At 68.2% G+C, this 15,588-nt stretch carries 15 protein-coding genes and 1 tRNA gene; 6 read left to right on the forward strand and 10 right to left on the reverse strand.

Going from position 1 to position 15,588, the window contains the following annotated elements:
* Position 1: 1 nt before the first annotated feature.
* Both AB4Z09_RS10475 and AB4Z09_RS10480 read right to left on the reverse strand, forming a co-directional pair.
* Complete coding sequence (locus AB4Z09_RS10475; protein WP_442239665.1) at positions 2 to 892, reverse strand: FAD binding domain-containing protein; 891 nt, start codon at positions 890 to 892, stop codon at positions 2 to 4.
* Positions 893 to 1,001: 109 nt separating this feature from the next.
* Positions 1,002 to 2,129: an XdhC family protein gene (locus AB4Z09_RS10480; protein WP_174911509.1), complete on the reverse strand. Its 1,128-nt coding sequence runs from the start codon at positions 2,127 to 2,129 to the stop codon at positions 1,002 to 1,004.
* A gap of 88 nt (positions 2,130 to 2,217) precedes the next feature.
* Here AB4Z09_RS10480 and AB4Z09_RS10485 point away from each other — a divergent pair, with 88 nt between their 5' ends.
* Complete coding sequence (locus AB4Z09_RS10485) at positions 2,218 to 3,174, forward strand: LysR family transcriptional regulator (RefSeq protein ID WP_442239666.1); 957 nt, start codon at positions 2,218 to 2,220, stop codon at positions 3,172 to 3,174.
* 47 nt (positions 3,175 to 3,221) lie between these two features.
* A tRNA-Arg gene (locus AB4Z09_RS10490) sits at positions 3,222 to 3,298 on the forward strand.
* Between the two features lie 19 nt (positions 3,299 to 3,317).
* On the opposite strand, the gene AB4Z09_RS10495 is transcribed toward AB4Z09_RS10490, so the two are convergent.
* Both AB4Z09_RS10495 and AB4Z09_RS10500 read right to left on the reverse strand, forming a co-directional pair.
* The gene (locus tag AB4Z09_RS10495; RefSeq protein ID WP_174911512.1) at positions 3,318 to 4,280 is read right to left on the reverse strand and encodes an esterase/lipase family protein; all 963 of its coding nucleotides are present in this window, start codon (positions 4,278 to 4,280) and stop codon (positions 3,318 to 3,320) included.
* Between the two features lie 199 nt (positions 4,281 to 4,479).
* Entirely contained in the window at positions 4,480 to 5,856 is a 1,377-nt protein-coding gene (locus AB4Z09_RS10500; RefSeq protein WP_429519332.1) for a DUF4185 domain-containing protein, read from the reverse strand.
* A gap of 425 nt (positions 5,857 to 6,281) precedes the next feature.
* Between AB4Z09_RS10500 and gdhA the strand changes: the two genes are divergently transcribed.
* The gene (gene gdhA, locus AB4Z09_RS10505) at positions 6,282 to 7,625 is read left to right on the forward strand and encodes an NADP-specific glutamate dehydrogenase (RefSeq protein ID WP_114724112.1); all 1,344 of its coding nucleotides are present in this window, start codon (positions 6,282 to 6,284) and stop codon (positions 7,623 to 7,625) included.
* A gap of 66 nt (positions 7,626 to 7,691) precedes the next feature.
* Here the strand turns inward: gdhA and AB4Z09_RS10510 are convergent, their stop codons facing one another.
* Genes AB4Z09_RS10510 through AB4Z09_RS10520 form a run of 3 tightly spaced genes read right to left on the reverse strand, consistent with a single transcriptional unit; the run spans position 7,692 to position 10,259 of the window.
* Positions 7,692 to 7,922 (reverse strand): hypothetical protein, encoded by a 231-nt coding sequence (locus AB4Z09_RS10510; protein ID WP_114724092.1) that lies wholly within the window; start codon positions 7,920 to 7,922, stop codon positions 7,692 to 7,694.
* Between the two features lie 14 nt (positions 7,923 to 7,936).
* A complete protein-coding gene (locus tag AB4Z09_RS10515; RefSeq protein ID WP_442239667.1) occupies positions 7,937 to 9,124 on the reverse strand; it encodes a fatty acid desaturase family protein in 1,188 nt (395 codons plus the stop codon).
* A 34-nt stretch (positions 9,125 to 9,158) separates the two neighbouring features.
* On the reverse strand, positions 9,159 to 10,259 hold the full coding sequence (locus AB4Z09_RS10520; protein ID WP_442239668.1) for a ferredoxin reductase: 1,101 nt from the start codon (positions 10,257 to 10,259) through the stop codon (positions 9,159 to 9,161).
* A gap of 173 nt (positions 10,260 to 10,432) precedes the next feature.
* On the opposite strand from AB4Z09_RS10520, the gene AB4Z09_RS10525 reads away from it, so the two are divergent.
* Both AB4Z09_RS10525 and AB4Z09_RS10530 read left to right on the forward strand, forming a co-directional pair.
* Positions 10,433 to 11,062: a TetR family transcriptional regulator gene (locus tag AB4Z09_RS10525; RefSeq protein WP_114724090.1), complete on the forward strand. Its 630-nt coding sequence runs from the start codon at positions 10,433 to 10,435 to the stop codon at positions 11,060 to 11,062.
* Positions 11,063 to 11,084: 22 nt separating this feature from the next.
* On the forward strand, positions 11,085 to 11,930 hold the full coding sequence (locus AB4Z09_RS10530) for an alpha/beta fold hydrolase (protein WP_442239669.1): 846 nt from the start codon (positions 11,085 to 11,087) through the stop codon (positions 11,928 to 11,930).
* 11 nt (positions 11,931 to 11,941) lie between these two features.
* Here the strand turns inward: AB4Z09_RS10530 and AB4Z09_RS10535 are convergent, their stop codons facing one another.
* Positions 11,942 to 12,511 (reverse strand): TetR/AcrR family transcriptional regulator, encoded by a 570-nt coding sequence (locus AB4Z09_RS10535; RefSeq protein WP_442239670.1) that lies wholly within the window; start codon positions 12,509 to 12,511, stop codon positions 11,942 to 11,944.
* A gap of 91 nt (positions 12,512 to 12,602) precedes the next feature.
* Between AB4Z09_RS10535 and AB4Z09_RS10540 the strand changes: the two genes are divergently transcribed.
* Positions 12,603 to 13,433 carry an acyl-CoA thioesterase gene (locus AB4Z09_RS10540; protein WP_442239671.1) on the forward strand — a complete coding sequence of 277 codons (831 nt, stop codon included), beginning with the start codon at positions 12,603 to 12,605 and terminating at the stop codon, positions 13,431 to 13,433.
* A 33-nt stretch (positions 13,434 to 13,466) separates the two neighbouring features.
* Here AB4Z09_RS10540 and AB4Z09_RS10545 read toward each other — a convergent pair whose 3' ends face one another.
* Both AB4Z09_RS10545 and AB4Z09_RS10550 read right to left on the reverse strand, forming a co-directional pair.
* Positions 13,467 to 14,837 (reverse strand): MFS transporter, encoded by a 1,371-nt coding sequence (locus AB4Z09_RS10545; RefSeq protein ID WP_174911530.1) that lies wholly within the window; start codon positions 14,835 to 14,837, stop codon positions 13,467 to 13,469.
* A gap of 523 nt (positions 14,838 to 15,360) precedes the next feature.
* A partial coding sequence (locus AB4Z09_RS10550; RefSeq protein WP_442239672.1) for a hypothetical protein occupies positions 15,361 to 15,588 on the reverse strand: 228 nt, incomplete at its 5' end.

A 15,588-nucleotide genomic window follows, 5' to 3' on the forward strand; every position in this document is an offset into this window, starting at 1 on the left:
TTCACAACTCCGTTCCGTCGAGTGTGCCCGCGGCGCGTTGAGCGGCCGTGCGCAGCGCGCGGACGGTCAGTTCCCCGGCGAGGTGGCGCTTGTAGGCGGCGGTCCCGCGCGGGTCGGTCACCGGATCGCACGCCTGCCCGGCGAGGACTCCGGCCTCGATGAACACGTCCTCGGACAGTGCCAGTCCGCCGAGGTACTCCCCGATCGCGGCGACGCGGTCGGCATCGGGTTGCACCGCGGTGAGCCCCACCCGGGCGCCGCCGATCCGGTCGCCGTCCAGCCACATCGACGCGCCCGCGGCAGCGATGGCCCAGTCCCCCACCCGCCGTTCCACTTTCGCGTAGGCGCTCCCGCCGGCATGCTCCCGCGGGATGCGCACCTCGACGAGGATCTCGTTGCCGCGCACCGCGGTCTCGTAGGGTCCGACGAGGAAGTCGGCCATCGGCACCTCACGCACGCCCGTCGGCCCGCGGATCACGCACACGGCCCCGACCACCGAGCACACCGTCGTCAGGTCCTCGGCGGGGTCGGCCTGACACAGCGACCCGCCGATCGTGCCGCGGTTGCGGACGACCGGGTCGGCGATCACCCGTTCGGCGTCCCGGAAGATCGGGAACAACGCGGCAAGGTCGTCGGACTCGAGGATCTGCCGGTGGCGCACCATCGCACCGATCCGCACGGCGCCGGGTTCGACGGTGATGTCCCCCAGTTCGGCGACCAGATCGTTGATGTCGATCAGATACTCGGGGTTGGCGAGGCGCAGCTTCATCATCGGCAGCAGGCTGTGCCCGCCGGCCACGACACGCGCCTCGTCGCCGAGTCGGTCGAGCAGCGCGATCGCGTGCTCGACGTCGGTCGCTCGTTCGTATTCGAACAGTCCCGGAACCTGCATGTGATACCCCTCACACCGCCGGATGTCCTTCCAGCCTGTGCCCGGCCGGGGTCGCCGTCAAGCACGATTCAGCGATCACTTGATCACGCCGGCACCGGCCCTGTCGTGATCATCCGGATTGCTCGTGGTGGATTCGTCCGTGCAGGTCACGCAGTGGAAGCCCGCCTCCGCCCCACCGGCGGGCGATGATCTCGGCCGCGATCGACACCGCCGTCTCCTCCGGCGTCCGGGCCCCGAGATCCAGACCGATCGGGCTCGACAGCCGGGCCAGTTCCTCGTCGGCCAGCCCCGCCTCACGCAGGCGCGCGAGCCGGTCGAGATGCGTGCGCTCGGACCCCATCGCCCCCACGTACCCCACCTCCGGCAGCCGCAGCGCCACCTCGAGCAGCGGGACGTCGAACTTGGGATCGTGCGTGAGGACGCAGACCACGGTGCGGCCGTCGATCCGGCCCGCCGCGGCCTCGGTGGCCAGGTAGCGGTGCGGCCAGTCGACCACCACCTCGTCGGCCGTCGGGAATCGGCTCGCGGTCGCGAACACCTCGCGGGCGTCGCACACCGTGACGCGGTACCCGAGGAACGCACCCTGCCGAGCCACCGCGGCAGCGAAGTCGATCGCCCCGAACACCAGCATCCGCGGCGGTGGGGCGTAGCTCGCGACGAACACGCGCATCCCCTCGCCGCGGCGCTGGCCGTCCGGCCCGTACTCGAGCACCGCCGTCCGCCCCGCCGCGAGCAGGCCGCGTCCGTCGTCGGCGACGGCCTCGTCGGCGCGCGGGGAGCCGACCGAACCGGTGACGGTGTCAGGGCGGATGACGAGGTGCCGGCCGACACGCGCCCGGTCCTCGTGGTCGACCACCGTAGCGACGGCCACGGGCCGACGGGCCTCGATGTCGGCGGCGATCTCCGCGAGATCCGGGAACGTGCGCGGTGAGACGGGCTCGACGAACACGTCGAGGATGCCACCGCACGTGAGCCCGACCGCGAACGCGTCGTCGTCGCTCACGCCGTAGCGCTCGAGCACCGGCTCGCCGGTGGCGACCACCTCCGACGCCAGCTCGTACACGGCGCCCTCGACGCACCCACCGGACACGGATCCGGCGACGACACCGTCGGACGCGACCACCATCGCGGCGCCCGGGGCACGCGGCGCGGACCGGAATGTGGCGACGACGGTGGCCAATCCGGCGGTGTCCCCGGCCCGCCAGATTTCGAGCAGATCGGACAACACGTCACGCATCGAGTCGGCCTCCAGCCCCGGCCGTCGACGCAGGTCCGACGGGCCGAATCGCGGATGTCGATCTTTGCCGGGACGTACCCTCGAATCCGTGACACCCGCCCAACTGCGAGCCTATTCCGCGGTGGTGCGGCTCGGATCGGTTCGAGCGGCCGCCCGCGAATTGGGCATGACGGATTCGGGCGTGTCCATGCATATCGCCCAACTCCGCAAGGAACTCGACGATCCGCTGTACTGCCGCCGACCGTCCGGTCTCGCGTTCACCCCCGGCGGGCTGCGCCTCGCGAGCCGGGCCGTGGAGATCCTGGGGCTCCAGCAGCAGACGGCGCTCGAGGTGAGCCAGGCCGGGCACGGACGACGCCTCCTGCGGCTCGCGGCGTCACCGCTGTTCGCCGAGCACGCCGCCCCCGGGTTGATCGACATGTTCGCCGGGCGGGCGAAGGACCTGGCGGTGGAGCTGAGCGTCCACCCGGTCCGCCAGTTCGCGAGCCTGATCTCGTCGCGCGCGGTCGACGTCGCTCTCGGACCCCGCATCGTCGGCAGCGGCGAACCGCTGTGCGTGCACCCCTTCCTGCACTACGAGGTACTCACCGTCTGCGCACCCGATCACCCACTCGCCCACACACACCCGTCGCGGTCCCGACTGCGCGAGCAACAGTGGTTCCTCGGCCCGTCCGCGGCCGGCGGCGACGGCGCGATGCGGCACCTGCTGCGCGCCCTCGACATTCCCCGGGACCGGCAGCGGATCTTCCAGAGCGACGCCGCCGCCGCCGAGGCCGTCCGGCGCTCGTCCGCGCTCACGCTGGCCCTGGGCTTCACCGTCGGCGACGAACTGTCCGACGGGTCGCTCGCCCGGGTCGACGGCCCCGACCTGCGCGCCACCGGCGAATGGTGCGCCACCACACTGCACCACCAGCATCTACAGCCCGCGGCATCCGAACTGCTGCGCTTCGTCAGCACACCCAGATGCATCCAGGCCATGATCCGTGGCACCGGCGTCGAGGTGACGCACTTCAAGCCGAAGGTGCACGTGAYGCTCTGGAGCTGACCCGGATGCACGGATCATCCCCATTCAGCGGGTATGCTTTTCCGCGCGCCTCCGTAGCTCAGTTGGATAGAGCAAGAGCCTTCTAATCTCTAGGTCGCAGGTTCGATTCCTGCCGGGGGCACCACAACCGCAGGTCGAATCGTTCACCCGACCGGTGAGCCGGTGAGCGGCGAGATCACCATGCACGGCACCGGACGCGGGTGCTCCGGATCGAGCGCATTGAGCACGTGCGCGGCCGCGATCGGCGACGCCCCGAGCGCGGCGTGCTCGGAGTAGTCCTGCGGGCACTGGTCCTGCACCACGATGTTGGTCGTGTCGGGTCCGGGCACCAGTCCGCTGGTGTACGGCACCACCAGTTCGTCGTAGCGGGTGGCGATGTTCGTGTAGGTGACGCCCGGTGCGTAGGGGCTTCCACCTTCGTTGATCTTGTCGACGAAATCGGCGCCCGGTGCCATGTCGAGACACGAGGCGCAGAGTTGGCCGAACGTCTGTTCCTGCAACGGCATCAGCCCGTTCTGCTTGGCGAAGGCGGTGATCTCACCGGCCCAGAAGGCGCCGGCCCCGCCCCACAGTGGCGCCAACGAGACGTACTTGTCCACCTTCGCGGCGCCGCCGAGGAACTTCACGTAGTAGTTCGGCATCAGGGTGCCCTGCGAGTGCCCCACGATGTCGACTTCGGTTGCACCGGTGGCCGCGAGAACCTCGTCCACGAAGTCGGAGAGTTGCCCGGCGCTCTGGTCCAGAGGTGTCAGCGCGCCGAAGGCACTCGCCGGCCACGTCGCACCCGGTCGCGTGCCGTAGGTGGGAGCGAAGACGCAATAGCCCTCGTTCTTCAGCAGCGGAACATAAGTGGCCCAGTTGGTTTGCCGGTTGGCGCCGGTGCCGTGAACCAGGACTACCGGCTCGGGGTGTTCCGGAGTCGGCCTGCAGGTCCAGTCGTTCGATCCGGGAATCGACCCGCCGGGATTGGCGGCCTCCAGCCCGATCCCGTCGTAGAAGTTGTGCGGGACCGGCATCGGGTCGGCCGCAGCCGTCGGCTGTAGTGCCGCCGGACCGAATCCGGCTATCGCCGCAAGCGCGAGCACGGCAATGAACGACGTGCGCATCTGGTTCCCCCTGAGTCGTCGCTCTGACGTCCCCGACCGGTCGAAACCTAACACCCGGAGGGCAATCCGGACCCAGAATTCCCCGCTGTGCGCACTTATCGTTCCACGGCCCCGCCCTCGAACACCGATACGTGCGCAAAACGCGGGCGGCCCGCCCCCGGATGCCGGGGACGGGCCGCACTTCACGAAGCCGGCGAACTCACTCGCCGTCGACGGTCTCGACGAATCCCTCGGGAGTCTGGAAGCCCTCGAGCTTCTGCTCGCCGGTGGCCGCCGGGTCGGGGCTGTCCGCCGGAACCGCAGTCCGGAGGTTCATACCGCCCAGGTCGGTCTTCATGTAGATCACGTTGTACCGATCCCAGGTCGTCAGCACGAAGTACAGATCCTTGCCGGTCGACCAGGGATGCATGAAGCCGCCGTACAGCGACGGAAGAGTCGTTCCGCTGATGAGGGTCTGCTTGCCGACCCACGGGCCCTCGGGGCTGTCGGCCACGCGGATCACGAGACCGTTGAGGTCGGTGTACATGGCCACGTACTTCTGGAGGTAATCGTTCCACTGCACCGACAGCTCGCTGACCTTCCCACCGATGACCGGGACCGCGTCTGCGATGTTCGAACTCCACGCCGAGCCGTTCCAGTACTCGTAGGCACCCAGGTTTCGGATGTCCGCCTTGGGCACACGAGCGAGGCGCGCCTCCCCGGATCGGCCGGAGGGCGTGCCGAACTCATAGACGTAGCCGTCACCCTGAGCCGGCACGAACGCACTCATCTGCCAGTTCTTGTTGCGTGGCGAGAAGGCCGGGATCTGATCGACGCCGGGGATCGGGATCGGCGTATCGAAGACCCCTTCGCGATTGACACGCACGGTCGCCGGGTCCGTCTGCCAGTGGTCTCCGTTGTCAGTGGAGTAGGCGAGCCCGGAGTAGTTGGTGGTCCACTCGCCCGGCGTGTCCCACGAACGGACGGACATCCACCGCACGTACTGCACACCGTCGACGGCGACGCCGCCGGTCGGGATCACCGTGAACTCGGGGAAACCGCCCGGCTTCTCAGAGAGCAGACCCTGGATGACCTGCCTGGAGAAGTTCGGCGGCGCCGCCGCGAGCGGCGAGTCGTCGATCCGCATGCCGTCGGTCAGGTTGGCGTCCGTGCTGCGGAACAGGACGTTGCTGCGCCACTGATCGCCCTCGATGCCACAGTCGCCGACAGTGTCACCGAACAGCATCATGACGCCGTGGTCCGCGTCTCCGCTGTCCCACATGATCCCGAGGTCGGTACCGGAGACGCTGTACTTCTCGATGCTCTTGTTCGGGCTACCCGGTCCGGTAACCATTTCGATGGCCTTGGTCTTGCCCGACAACACCGGCAGCGCACCGTTGGGCGCGCCGGTGATCCACGGGAGCGAGTTGATGAGCGAACCCGTCGCGCTGCCGAGGCTGCCCGAAGCCAGGCTGCCGAGACTGCCGGAGCTCCCCGCGCCGCCGGCACTTCCCGAGCTACCCGAACTTCCTGCGCTACCGAGACTTCCGCCGTTCTGCCCGCACGGACCCCCGACCGCGTTCGCAGGTGTCGCCATTGCAACCGAGAGTCCGACAGTGACTGTCGCAGCGGACAGTGCCGCCGTCCATCTTCTCTTCGTTGCTCTCACAGACCGTTTTCCTTCCAGTGGTCGGGGAGGCAATGTGTGCGCGGCCCAACCGCTGTATCCCCCCGGAGACGTGCATCGATCAATGAGCAAACCATGAAACGCCCAAGATCCGGGTGTTACTCATGGGATTTCTGTGGAAATTGAGACGTGAATAGGGTAATCGTGCCCGGTCCCCGCCGCGAACACCGTCCGGGTTCAGGTGACGCCGAACCGATCTCGCCAATCCTGCGTAACACGATGTTTACACGTGGCCAATCTCACTTTCCCCAGGTAACCGTCGAAGTGTAGGCCAGCTACGGACTATCGTGTAACGGAAAGATTAATAAGTTCTCACGGAATCAGGTAGGTGAATGTTGTCTGTACGCGACCGCGTTGAGGAGATCTACGAGCAGGTCCTGCTGCGCAATGCCGGCGAGCCCGAATTTCACCAGGCAGCAGCCGAGGTCTTCGAATCTCTGCATGTGGTCCTCGAGCGTCACCCTCGCTACGCCGATTCCGGCCTGATCGAGCGGCTCTGCGAGCCCGAGCGTCAGATCATCTTCCGCGTGCCGTGGACCGACGACAACGGCAACGTGCACGTCAACCGCGGTTTCCGTGTTCAGTACAACAGCGTGCTCGGCCCCTACAAGGGCGGCCTGCGCTTCCACCCCAGCGTCAACCTGGGCATCGTCAAGTTCCTCGGTTTCGAGCAGATCTTCAAGAACGCGCTCACCGGCCTGCCCATCGGGGGCGGCAAGGGTGGCTCGGACTTCGATCCCAAGGGTCGCTCCGAGGCCGAGATCATGCGCTTCTGCCAGTCGTTCATGACCGAGCTGCAGCGCCACATCGGTGAGTACACCGACGTGCCCGCCGGCGACATCGGCGTCGGCGGCCGCGAGATCGGCTACCTGTTCGGCCAGTACAAGCGCCTCACCAACTCGTTCGAGTCGGGCGTCCTCACCGGCAAGGGCCTCAACTGGGGCGGCTCGATGGTCCGCACCGAGGCCACCGGCTACGGTGTCGCCTACTTCACCGCCGAGATGATGGCCGCCAAGGGCGAGAGCCTCGAGGGCAAGAAGGTCGTCGTGTCGGGCTCCGGCAACGTCGCGATCTACGCCATCGAGAAGGTCCACCAGCTCGGTGGCACCGTCGTGGCCTGCTCCGACTCCGCCGGCTACGTCGTCGACCCCAAGGGCATCGACCTCGAGCTGCTCAAGGAGATCAAGGAGATCAAGCGCGCCCGCATCAGCGAGTACGCCGACCAGGTCCCCCACGCCACCTACGTCGAGGGCGGCTCCATCTGGGACGTCGAGTGCGAGATTGCACTCCCCTGCGCCACCCAGAACGAGCTGGACGAGGTCGCCGCCAAGAAGCTCGTCGCATGCGGCGTGCAGGCTGTGGCCGAGGGCGCGAACATGCCCACCACCGCTCAGGGCATCAAGGTCTTCCGTGACGCGGGCGTCGCGTTCGCACCCGGCAAGGCCGCCAACGCCGGTGGTGTCGCCACCTCCGCACTCGAGATGCAGCAGAACGCCTCGCGCGATTCCTGGAGCTTCGAGTACACCGACGAGCGCCTGTCGAAGATCATGCGCGGCATCCACGAGCGTTGCATCACCACCGCTGCCGAGTACGGCCAGCCGGGTGACTACGTGCACGGCGCCAACATCGCCGGCTTCGTGAAGGTCGCCGACGCGATGTTCGCCATGGGCGTCATCTAGTCCTCACGCACCACAAACGGCTCGGGCCCGGCATCGACTTCGATGCCGGACCCGAGCCGTTTCGTACTACCGATCGGGTCGGTCCTCGTCCGGATCCGTCCGCGCCTCCTCCGAATCCTCCCGCGCCTTGCGCGCCGCCTCCCGCATCTCGATGCCGTCGGTGATCCAGTCCCCGATCTCGCGGGTGACGTCCCGGACCGCGCCGGTGATGATCACGGCGATCCTGCCGACGTGGGTGGCCGCCGATTCGGTGATGTCCTGCACCGTGTCCTTGCCCCGCTCGAACTTCCCCACCATGTTCGACGCACCTCTCATGCAGCGGTCTTCCGACGCTCGACGATAACACCGCGCACCGGAGCGGGGCCGACCAGCGACGGCGGCAGCGCGAGCCGGAAGATCTTGGCCCACACCGAGCCGATCTGCCGGAAGAATCCGCCGGTGTTGTACGGCAACCCGTACTGTTCGCACAGTTCCCGCACCCGCGGGGCCATCTGCGGGTAGCGGTGCGCCGGAATGTCCGGGAACAGGTGGTGCTCGATCTGGTGTGACAGGTTGCCCGACATGATGTGGAACAGCGGGCTGCCACTGATGTTCGCGCTCCCCAGCATCTGCCGCAGGTACCACTGGCCGCGGGTCTCGTCGGCCGTCTCCTGCTCGGTGAAACTCTGTACGCCCGAGGGGAAGTGGCCGCAGAAGATGATCGAGTACGCCCACACGTTGCGGACCACGTTGGCGGTCGCGTTCCCGAGCAGCGTCGAGACGAACAGCGGCCCCGACAGCGCCGGAAACACCACGTAGTCCTTGAGTACCTGACGGCCCGCCTTCCGCCACCAGCCCTCCATCAGCGGTTTCACATCCGCCCAGCTGCGCTTGCCCTGGACCACGTTCTCAGCCTCGAGGTCGTGCAGCATCACACCCCACTCGAACAGGAACATCAGCCCCGTCGCATACACGGGATTGCCGAGGTAGTAGGGGTTCCAGCGCTGCGCGTCGTCCATCCGCAGGACGCCGTATCCGATGTCGCGGTCCCGGCCGACGATGTTCGTGTACGTGTGGTGCATGTAGTTGTGCGAGTGTTTCCACTGGTCAGCAGGGCACACGGTGTCCCATTCGAACACCCGCGAGTTCAGGCCGGGTTCGCGCATCCAGTCGTACTGGCCGTGCATGACGTTGTGGCCGATCTCCATGTTGTCGAGGATCTTCGAGATCGACAGCGCCCCGACGCCGGCGAGCCAGAACGGCGGCAGGAACCCGAGGTACATCAGACCACGGCCCGCGACCTCGAAACCCCTCTGCGCCTTGATGATCCGATAGATGTACTCCCGGTCGACCTGACCGAGGTCCGCGACGGTCTCGGCGCGCAGGGCATCGAGTTCGCGGCCGAGGTTCTCGACGTCGCCGTAGCTCAGGACGGCGATCTCGCCCGCCCTCTCCGGCTCCGGTTCGCGCTCCCAGAACCTCAGGAAGCCGGGCACACCCGGCAGACTGACTCCCAACATCGTGTTCTCCTGTCTAGTCGTGCGATCGGGTCGCTCAGATGTCGATGTCGACGTCACCGAGCGGCGCGGAGATGCAGAGTTGAATCGGCTGATCCGGGTCGTCGTGGGTATCGCCGGTACGGACGTTGCGGGTGCGGCCGGATCGCTTGAGCGCGGTGCACGAGAAACAGATCCCCATCCGGCAGCCGTACTCGGGCGCCAGCCCGGCGGCCTCGGCCTGCTCGAGGATGCTCGCCCCCGAGTTCTGGGCGGTGACGCCGCTGCGCGCGAACGACACCGTCCCACCCGCCGCGTCGACCGGACCGGTCGAGCCGATCACGAACCGTTCGGTGTGCATCCGTTCACCGAACCCGTCGGCATCGAGCAGGTGGCGCACGGCCGCCGTGAGCGCGTCCGGTCCACACACGAACACCTCGGTGCCGACCCCGAAACCGGGGGCCACCCGCTGCAGGTGTGCGCCGCAGAAGCGCCCGCCGGGCACGGTCTCGACCAGGTCGATCGTGACGTTGTCGTGCGCGGCGTCGATCGCGCGCAACTCGGCGCGGTCTGCGATGTCGGCGACGGTCCGCACATAGTGCAGGAACGCGATCCGGCCGGAGTAACCCTCGTCGATGAGCGTGCGCAGCATCGACAGCACCGGCGTGATGCCGCTGCCGCCGCTGACGAGCAGCACCGAATCGGGCCGCGGGTCCGGCAGCCGGAACTCACCGGCGGCCGGAGCCAGGTCGACGACCAAACCCTCCTCGGCGTGGTCGTACAGGTATTGCGACACCAGCCCGCCCGGGTGGGCCTTCACGGTGAGCCGGATCGGATCGCCCGCGCGGTGCTGCGAACCGGTCGGCGAGTAGCAACGGACATGGCGGACCCCGTCGATCACGACGCCCACCTGCACGAACTGTCCGGCGGCGAATCCGCGCCACTGCCGGGTGGGCCGCAACTCGAGGCATACCGAACCCGCCGTGGGCCGCGACACCGACACCACGCGGGCACGCATGTCGCGCACGGTCGCCATCGGATCGACCAGTTCGAGGTAGCGGTCCACGGCGTGCGGGGTGGCCATCGACTCCAGCAGCGCGAGCAGCGGGCGCCGTATGCGGCCGGTGGAACTCACGGAAGGTTCAGATCTCACAGCCATGGTCTCTCCTCGTCGGAGCGCCGATTCGATGTCGGCCACACGGTTTCAGTGCACAGTCGTACACTAATTAGTGTGAACGCAGTAACCCCACGCCTGTCAATCCCGGACATCAGTGACGCCGGTCACGCTCCGGATGCGGCGGGTGCGGGATCTCGGTGAATACACTCGACGCCGTGACGGAGCCGGTGGAGACGCGAGCGCAGCGCAAGGAGCGCACCCGCCAGGCACTGCTCGATCGCACGCTCGACCTCCTGGCGGACCGCAGTTTCGCGAGCGTCAGCCTGCGCGAAGTCGCGCGCGCGGCCGGGATCGTGCCGACCGCCTTCTACCGCCACTTCGCGTCGATGGACGAACTGGGCGTGGTCCTCGCCGAGGACAGCATGCGGGTGTTGCGCCGGATGCTGCGCGACGCCCGACGCACACCCAGCACCAAGAACGCGACGGCCTCGCTCGACATTCTCGTCCGCCAGGTGCGCGCGCACGAGGCGGAGTTCCGCTTCATCGCCCGCGAGCGGTACGGCGGCGTCACCGAGGTCCGACGCGCGATCGCCACCGAACTGCGCCTGTTCGTCAGCGAACTCACGATCGACCTGTCCCGCATGCCGGGGCTCACCGACTGGGACGTCGAGGATCTCGAGATGGCCGCCGACCTCATCGTGCAGGCGATGCTCGCCGCGGTGATCGACCTGCTCGAGGTGGACCGTCCGGGGTCGGCCGACGAACGCGCGGTGATCGAGCGGGCCGAGAAGCAGTTGCGGCTCATCATGCTCGGCATCGGGAGCTGGAAGCCCACGCGCGCGTAGCGGTTCGGCTACCGTGGCCACCATGACAGCCGACGCGCGCCACGACCGAGTTCGCCTGGGCGACCTGACTTTCGACGTCACCGTCACCGGCCCGGACGACGGTGTGCCGATCGTTGCGCTCCACGGCTTCCCGGAGAGCGCAGCGTCGTGGCGGCCGATCACGCCGCGACTCGTCCGCGCCGGATTCCGGGTGATCGCGCCGGATCAGCGGGGATACTCCCCCGGCGCTCGCCCCGAGGCGGTCGAGGACTACCGGTTCGACCATCTCGTCGCCGACGTCGTCGGACTGCTCGACGCGTACGACCTCGACTCGGCCCACCTGGTGGGTCACGACTGGGGTGCGGCCGTCGCGTGGCAGGTGGCGGGCCGGCACCCGGAGCGGATCCGCAGCCTCACGGCGGTGTCGGTGCCGCACGCGGCGGCCTTCGGATGGGCGCTGCGCAACGACGCCGACCAGCAGCGGCGGTCCGGCTACATGCGACAGTTCCGCACCGAGAGCAACTCCGAAGCCGTTCTGCTCGAGGAGAACTCACGGCGCCTACGGGCGGTCTTCGGCGACGGCAACGACCCCGATCTGGTCGAGGAACACGTCCGGCTGCTGTCGGAGCCGGGCGCCCTGACGGCCGCGATGAACTGGTACCGGGCGTTGGTCCACGAGTTCGGCGACCTGCCGCCGGTGCGGGTCCCCACCACGTACGTGTGGAGCACCGCAGACCCCGCCATCGGCCCGGCGTGCGCGGAGCGCTGCAGCGACTTCGTCGACGCGCCGTACCGTTTCGTCGTGCTCGAGGGCGGAAGTCACTGGATCCCCGAGGAGAACGCCGACGCGCTGGCCGACGCGATCCTCGCCCGGGCAGCCCAGAGCTGACGGCCCGGCCGTCACCCGCCGAGGAACACCTCGAGTTCGTCCACCACCGCATCGAGCGGCGCCGACGTGCCCTGCGCCTGCGCCATCACCAGCGCGCCCTCGAGCGCGCTCACCACGAGCACCGCCAACGACGCCGACCGTTCCTGCGCGACGCCGTCGTCGACGAGCGACCCGGCGATCAGGTCGCACCATTCGGAGAACGTCGCGCCCGCCACCTCGCGTGCGCCGCGTTCGGTGCCGAGCGCGGCCGCGACGATCGGACACCCGGCGGCGTAGTCGGTGGCCTCGAGCCCACGACGCCACAGGTCCACCAGCGCGCGCAGCGCCGAGACAGTGTCACCGGCCTCGAGAACGCGGGCGACACCCCGCCCCAGGTAGGACGCGGCGGACCGGGTCGCCTCCTCCACCAGCTGGGACTTCCCGTTCGGGAAGTGGTGGTAGATCGAGCCGCGCGGGGCACCGCTGTGGGCGAGCACGTCGGCGAACGACGTCGCGGCCACACCCTGCTCGCGGATGAGCGCGACGGCGCTGTCGATCATGGCCGCGCGCGGACCGTTCACGGGATCGCTTCGCCTCGCCATGTCGTCGCCCTTCCGTCGATCGCACCGTTGCCGTCCGGTTCTATGTATGTTGTCATACCTAGAACCGGATCGTCACCCACCAGGAGCAGCCGTGACCCAGATCGTCGCACCCCCGCACCCGTTCGACGCGGCCGTCGAACTCAGCGCGTTCGACGCAGGCCGGTCGCACGGTCACACCGACCCGGCCTACGCGAACATGGTGGGCCCGTTCGGCGGCATCACCGCTGCAACCCTGCTCCGCGCGGCGCAGCAGCACCCCGAGCGTCTGGGCGAGCCACTCTCCCTCACGGTGAACTTCGCCGGCCCGATCGCCGACGGCCCGTTCGAGGTCACCGCCCGCCCCACCCGCACCAACCGCTCCACCCAGCACTGGAACATCGAGCTGACCCAGGACGGCGTCGTCACCACCACCGCCACCGCGGTGTTCGGCATCCGCCGCGAGACATGGACCTCCACGGACATCACGCCACCCGCCGTTCCAGCGGCCGATGCCGTTGCGGTCCAGGGGTTCCCCGACTTCATCGCGTGGGCCCGCAACTACGAGATGCGGTTCGTCGAGGGCGCGATCCCCGACGTCGCGGACGACACCGCCGGCGAGCAGTCCGACTCGACGACGACGTTGTGGGTCCGCGACAACCCGCCCCGCGCACTGGACTTCCCCGCCCTGGCATCGCTGTGCGACGTGTTCTACCCGCGCGTGTTCCTGCGCCTGGGCCGGATGCTGCCGGCCGGAACGGTATCGCTGACCGTGTACTTCCACGCCGATGCGGCGATGCTCGCCGAGCAGGCCGACGAGGCCGTCCTCGGCACCGCCCGCGCCCAGAACTTCGGCAACGGCTACTTCGACCAGTCCGGCGAGATCTGGGGACGCGACGGCGTCCTGCTCGCCACCACCCACCAGTTGGTCTACTTCAAGTCCTGACGCCCCGTCCTTCTGGCCGAATGTCACACGCGTTCAGTCGGACTGAACCGATGTGACATTCGGCCCGGTGCGCGGCCCGGGGTCCCGCTCGGGCGGGCGGACCATCAACAGCGCCGCCAGGCCGATACCGAGGACCACGAGCAGACCGACGATGCCGGCCCGATCGGCGCCGAACCACCACGCGAAGAAGCCGAACAGCGTCGGCGCGAGGAACGAGACCGCGCGGCCGGTGGTTGCGTACAGCCCGAACAGCTGCCCCTCGCGTCCGGGCGGGGTGATCCTCGCGAGGAACGTACGCGACGACGACTGCGCCGGTCCGACGAACAGGCACAGCAGCAGGCCGAAGATCCAGAACATCAACGTGCCTGAGACGGCGAGCAACACGGTGCCGACCACCAGCATCGCGATCAGCGAACCGGCGATCACCACCTTGGGGCCGATCCGGTCGTCGAACCGTCCGGCCACGATGGCGCCGAGGGCGGCGACGACGTTGGCGGCGACACCGAAGAGCAGCACACTGTCCGACGCCATTCCGTACACGTTGACGGCCAGCACCGCGCCGAAGGTGAAGACGCCGGCCAGGCCGTCGCGGAACAGCGCGCTCGCCACGAGGAACCAGACGGTGCGCCGGTCGGCGGCCCACAGTTCCTTCAGATCGCGCCACAGCACCCGGTACGACTCGACGAAGCCCGCCTTCGCGGCACCGGGGTCGGCCGCGGTGCGCGGCACCTCGGGGACCGCGAGCAGCACCGGGATCGCGAACACGAGGAACCACACCGCCGCAAGCAGTGCGACGAGCCGGATGTTGAGGCCGCCGTCGGTGCTCAGCCCCAGGAGACCGCGGGTGTCGCCGTCGCCGGCGATGAACCCGAAGTAGCAGACCAGCAGCAGCACGATGCCGCCGAAATAGCCCATGGCCCAGCCGAACCCGGATACCCGGCCGATGTTCTCGGGAGTGGACACCTGCCGCATCATGGCGTTGTACGGCACGCCGGCGAGTTCGAAGATCACCGATCCGACGCCGAGCAGCACCAGTCCCAGCCACAGGTAGTGGTAGTCGTCGACGACGAAGAACATGCCCGCCATCGCGGCGACCGTGAGGAACGTCAGCACCGCCAGGGAGCGTTTGCGCCGACCGGCGGCGTCGAACCGCTGGCCGCTCACGGGCGCGAGGACGGCGATGAAGAAGCCGGCGATACCGAGCGACCACCCGAGCCACGTGCTCGCGGATATCGATCCGGGCAGATCGTCGCCGACGGCGTCGGTGAGATAGACCGAGAAGACGAAGGTGACGACGACGGCGTTGAACGCTGCCGAGCCCCAGTCCCACAAGCCCCACGCGGCGACCTGACGACGGGTCGCCGCCTGCCCGATGCCGGCGCCCCCAACCACTTCGGTGCTCATGGCGGCGAGCCTACGTAGTCGGACGTGCCCTGCACGGTGACACACCCGCACGCCGGTCGAATTCGAAACAAACACGAGGTGGACATCGAAATCCATACTTCCATCAAATCTCTCGGATCAATTCAATTTCGCGACTCGAAAACCGCCCCGGCAATTCTTGCGTGTTACACTGCCTGGCGACTGATGGGAATGCGTCGACGACCCGCGCACAACTGCGCGGACGCCCGATCCGGAACACGTCGACCCTCGCGAACGAACGGCGAATACTCGCGTTTCGTGCACACCGCACGACCGTCGACGCGGGCAACTCCCGCGCCGCCGGCGTCGCGTGCCGCCACCGGCCCCGTCGGTCCACGAGCCGTGTCGAGGGACACGACCCGCTCGCGCGGAACAGTTTTCGCGTTCACCCGGAGCGGACATCGCTGCGCCGCGGCGCCGGTACGACGACGCAGATGCGCCCGTCGACCAGTACAGACACCCCTCGGTCTCGCCTGCTCGCATCAAAGATTCGCGAGCCGAATTCTCACGAAGAAATGTCAAGGAGATAACGAATGGACGTACCCGAACTCGTCCAATTCAGCGCCGTGGCGATTATTCTGCTACTAGCCTCGATCTTTCGTGAGCGCGGCGTGCCGGCCTGATCGAGTTCGGATTTCTTGTCCCGGTGATGGTTCCGGTTTCCGGACGTGGCGGGGTGGCCGACGCGGTCGGGTTGCGTCGGGGTCCACGGCCCCGAATGATGGTGCTCCTT

Source organism: Rhodococcus sp. TAF43 (genome assembly GCF_052113525.1).
Taxonomy (GTDB): domain Bacteria; phylum Actinomycetota; class Actinomycetes; order Mycobacteriales; family Mycobacteriaceae; genus Prescottella.

Excerpts from the sequence above, each read along its gene's own strand:
- AB4Z09_RS10475 (WP_442239665.1), bottom strand. The coding sequence starts at position 892 with ATGCAGGTTCCGGGACTGTTCGAATACGAACGAGCGACCGACGTCGAG.
- AB4Z09_RS10480 (WP_174911509.1), bottom strand. The coding sequence starts at position 2,129 with ATGCGTGACGTGTTGTCCGATCTGCTCGAAATCTGGCGGGCCGGGGAC.
- AB4Z09_RS10495 (WP_174911512.1), bottom strand. The coding sequence starts at position 4,280 with ATGCGCACGTCGTTCATTGCCGTGCTCGCGCTTGCGGCGATAGCCGGA.
- AB4Z09_RS10500 (WP_429519332.1), bottom strand. The coding sequence starts at position 5,856 with ATGGCGACACCTGCGAACGCGGTCGGGGGTCCGTGCGGGCAGAACGGC.
- AB4Z09_RS10510 (WP_114724092.1), bottom strand. The coding sequence starts at position 7,922 with ATGGTGGGGAAGTTCGAGCGGGGCAAGGACACGGTGCAGGACATCACC.
- AB4Z09_RS10515 (WP_442239667.1), bottom strand. The coding sequence starts at position 9,124 with ATGTTGGGAGTCAGTCTGCCGGGTGTGCCCGGCTTCCTGAGGTTCTGG.
- AB4Z09_RS10520 (WP_442239668.1), bottom strand. The coding sequence starts at position 10,259 with ATGGCTGTGAGATCTGAACCTTCCGTGAGTTCCACCGGCCGCATACGG.
- AB4Z09_RS10530 (WP_442239669.1), top strand. The coding sequence starts at position 11,085 with ATGACAGCCGACGCGCGCCACGACCGAGTTCGCCTGGGCGACCTGACT.
- AB4Z09_RS10535 (WP_442239670.1), bottom strand. The coding sequence starts at position 12,511 with ATGGCGAGGCGAAGCGATCCCGTGAACGGTCCGCGCGCGGCCATGATC.
- AB4Z09_RS10545 (WP_174911530.1), bottom strand. The coding sequence starts at position 14,837 with ATGAGCACCGAAGTGGTTGGGGGCGCCGGCATCGGGCAGGCGGCGACC.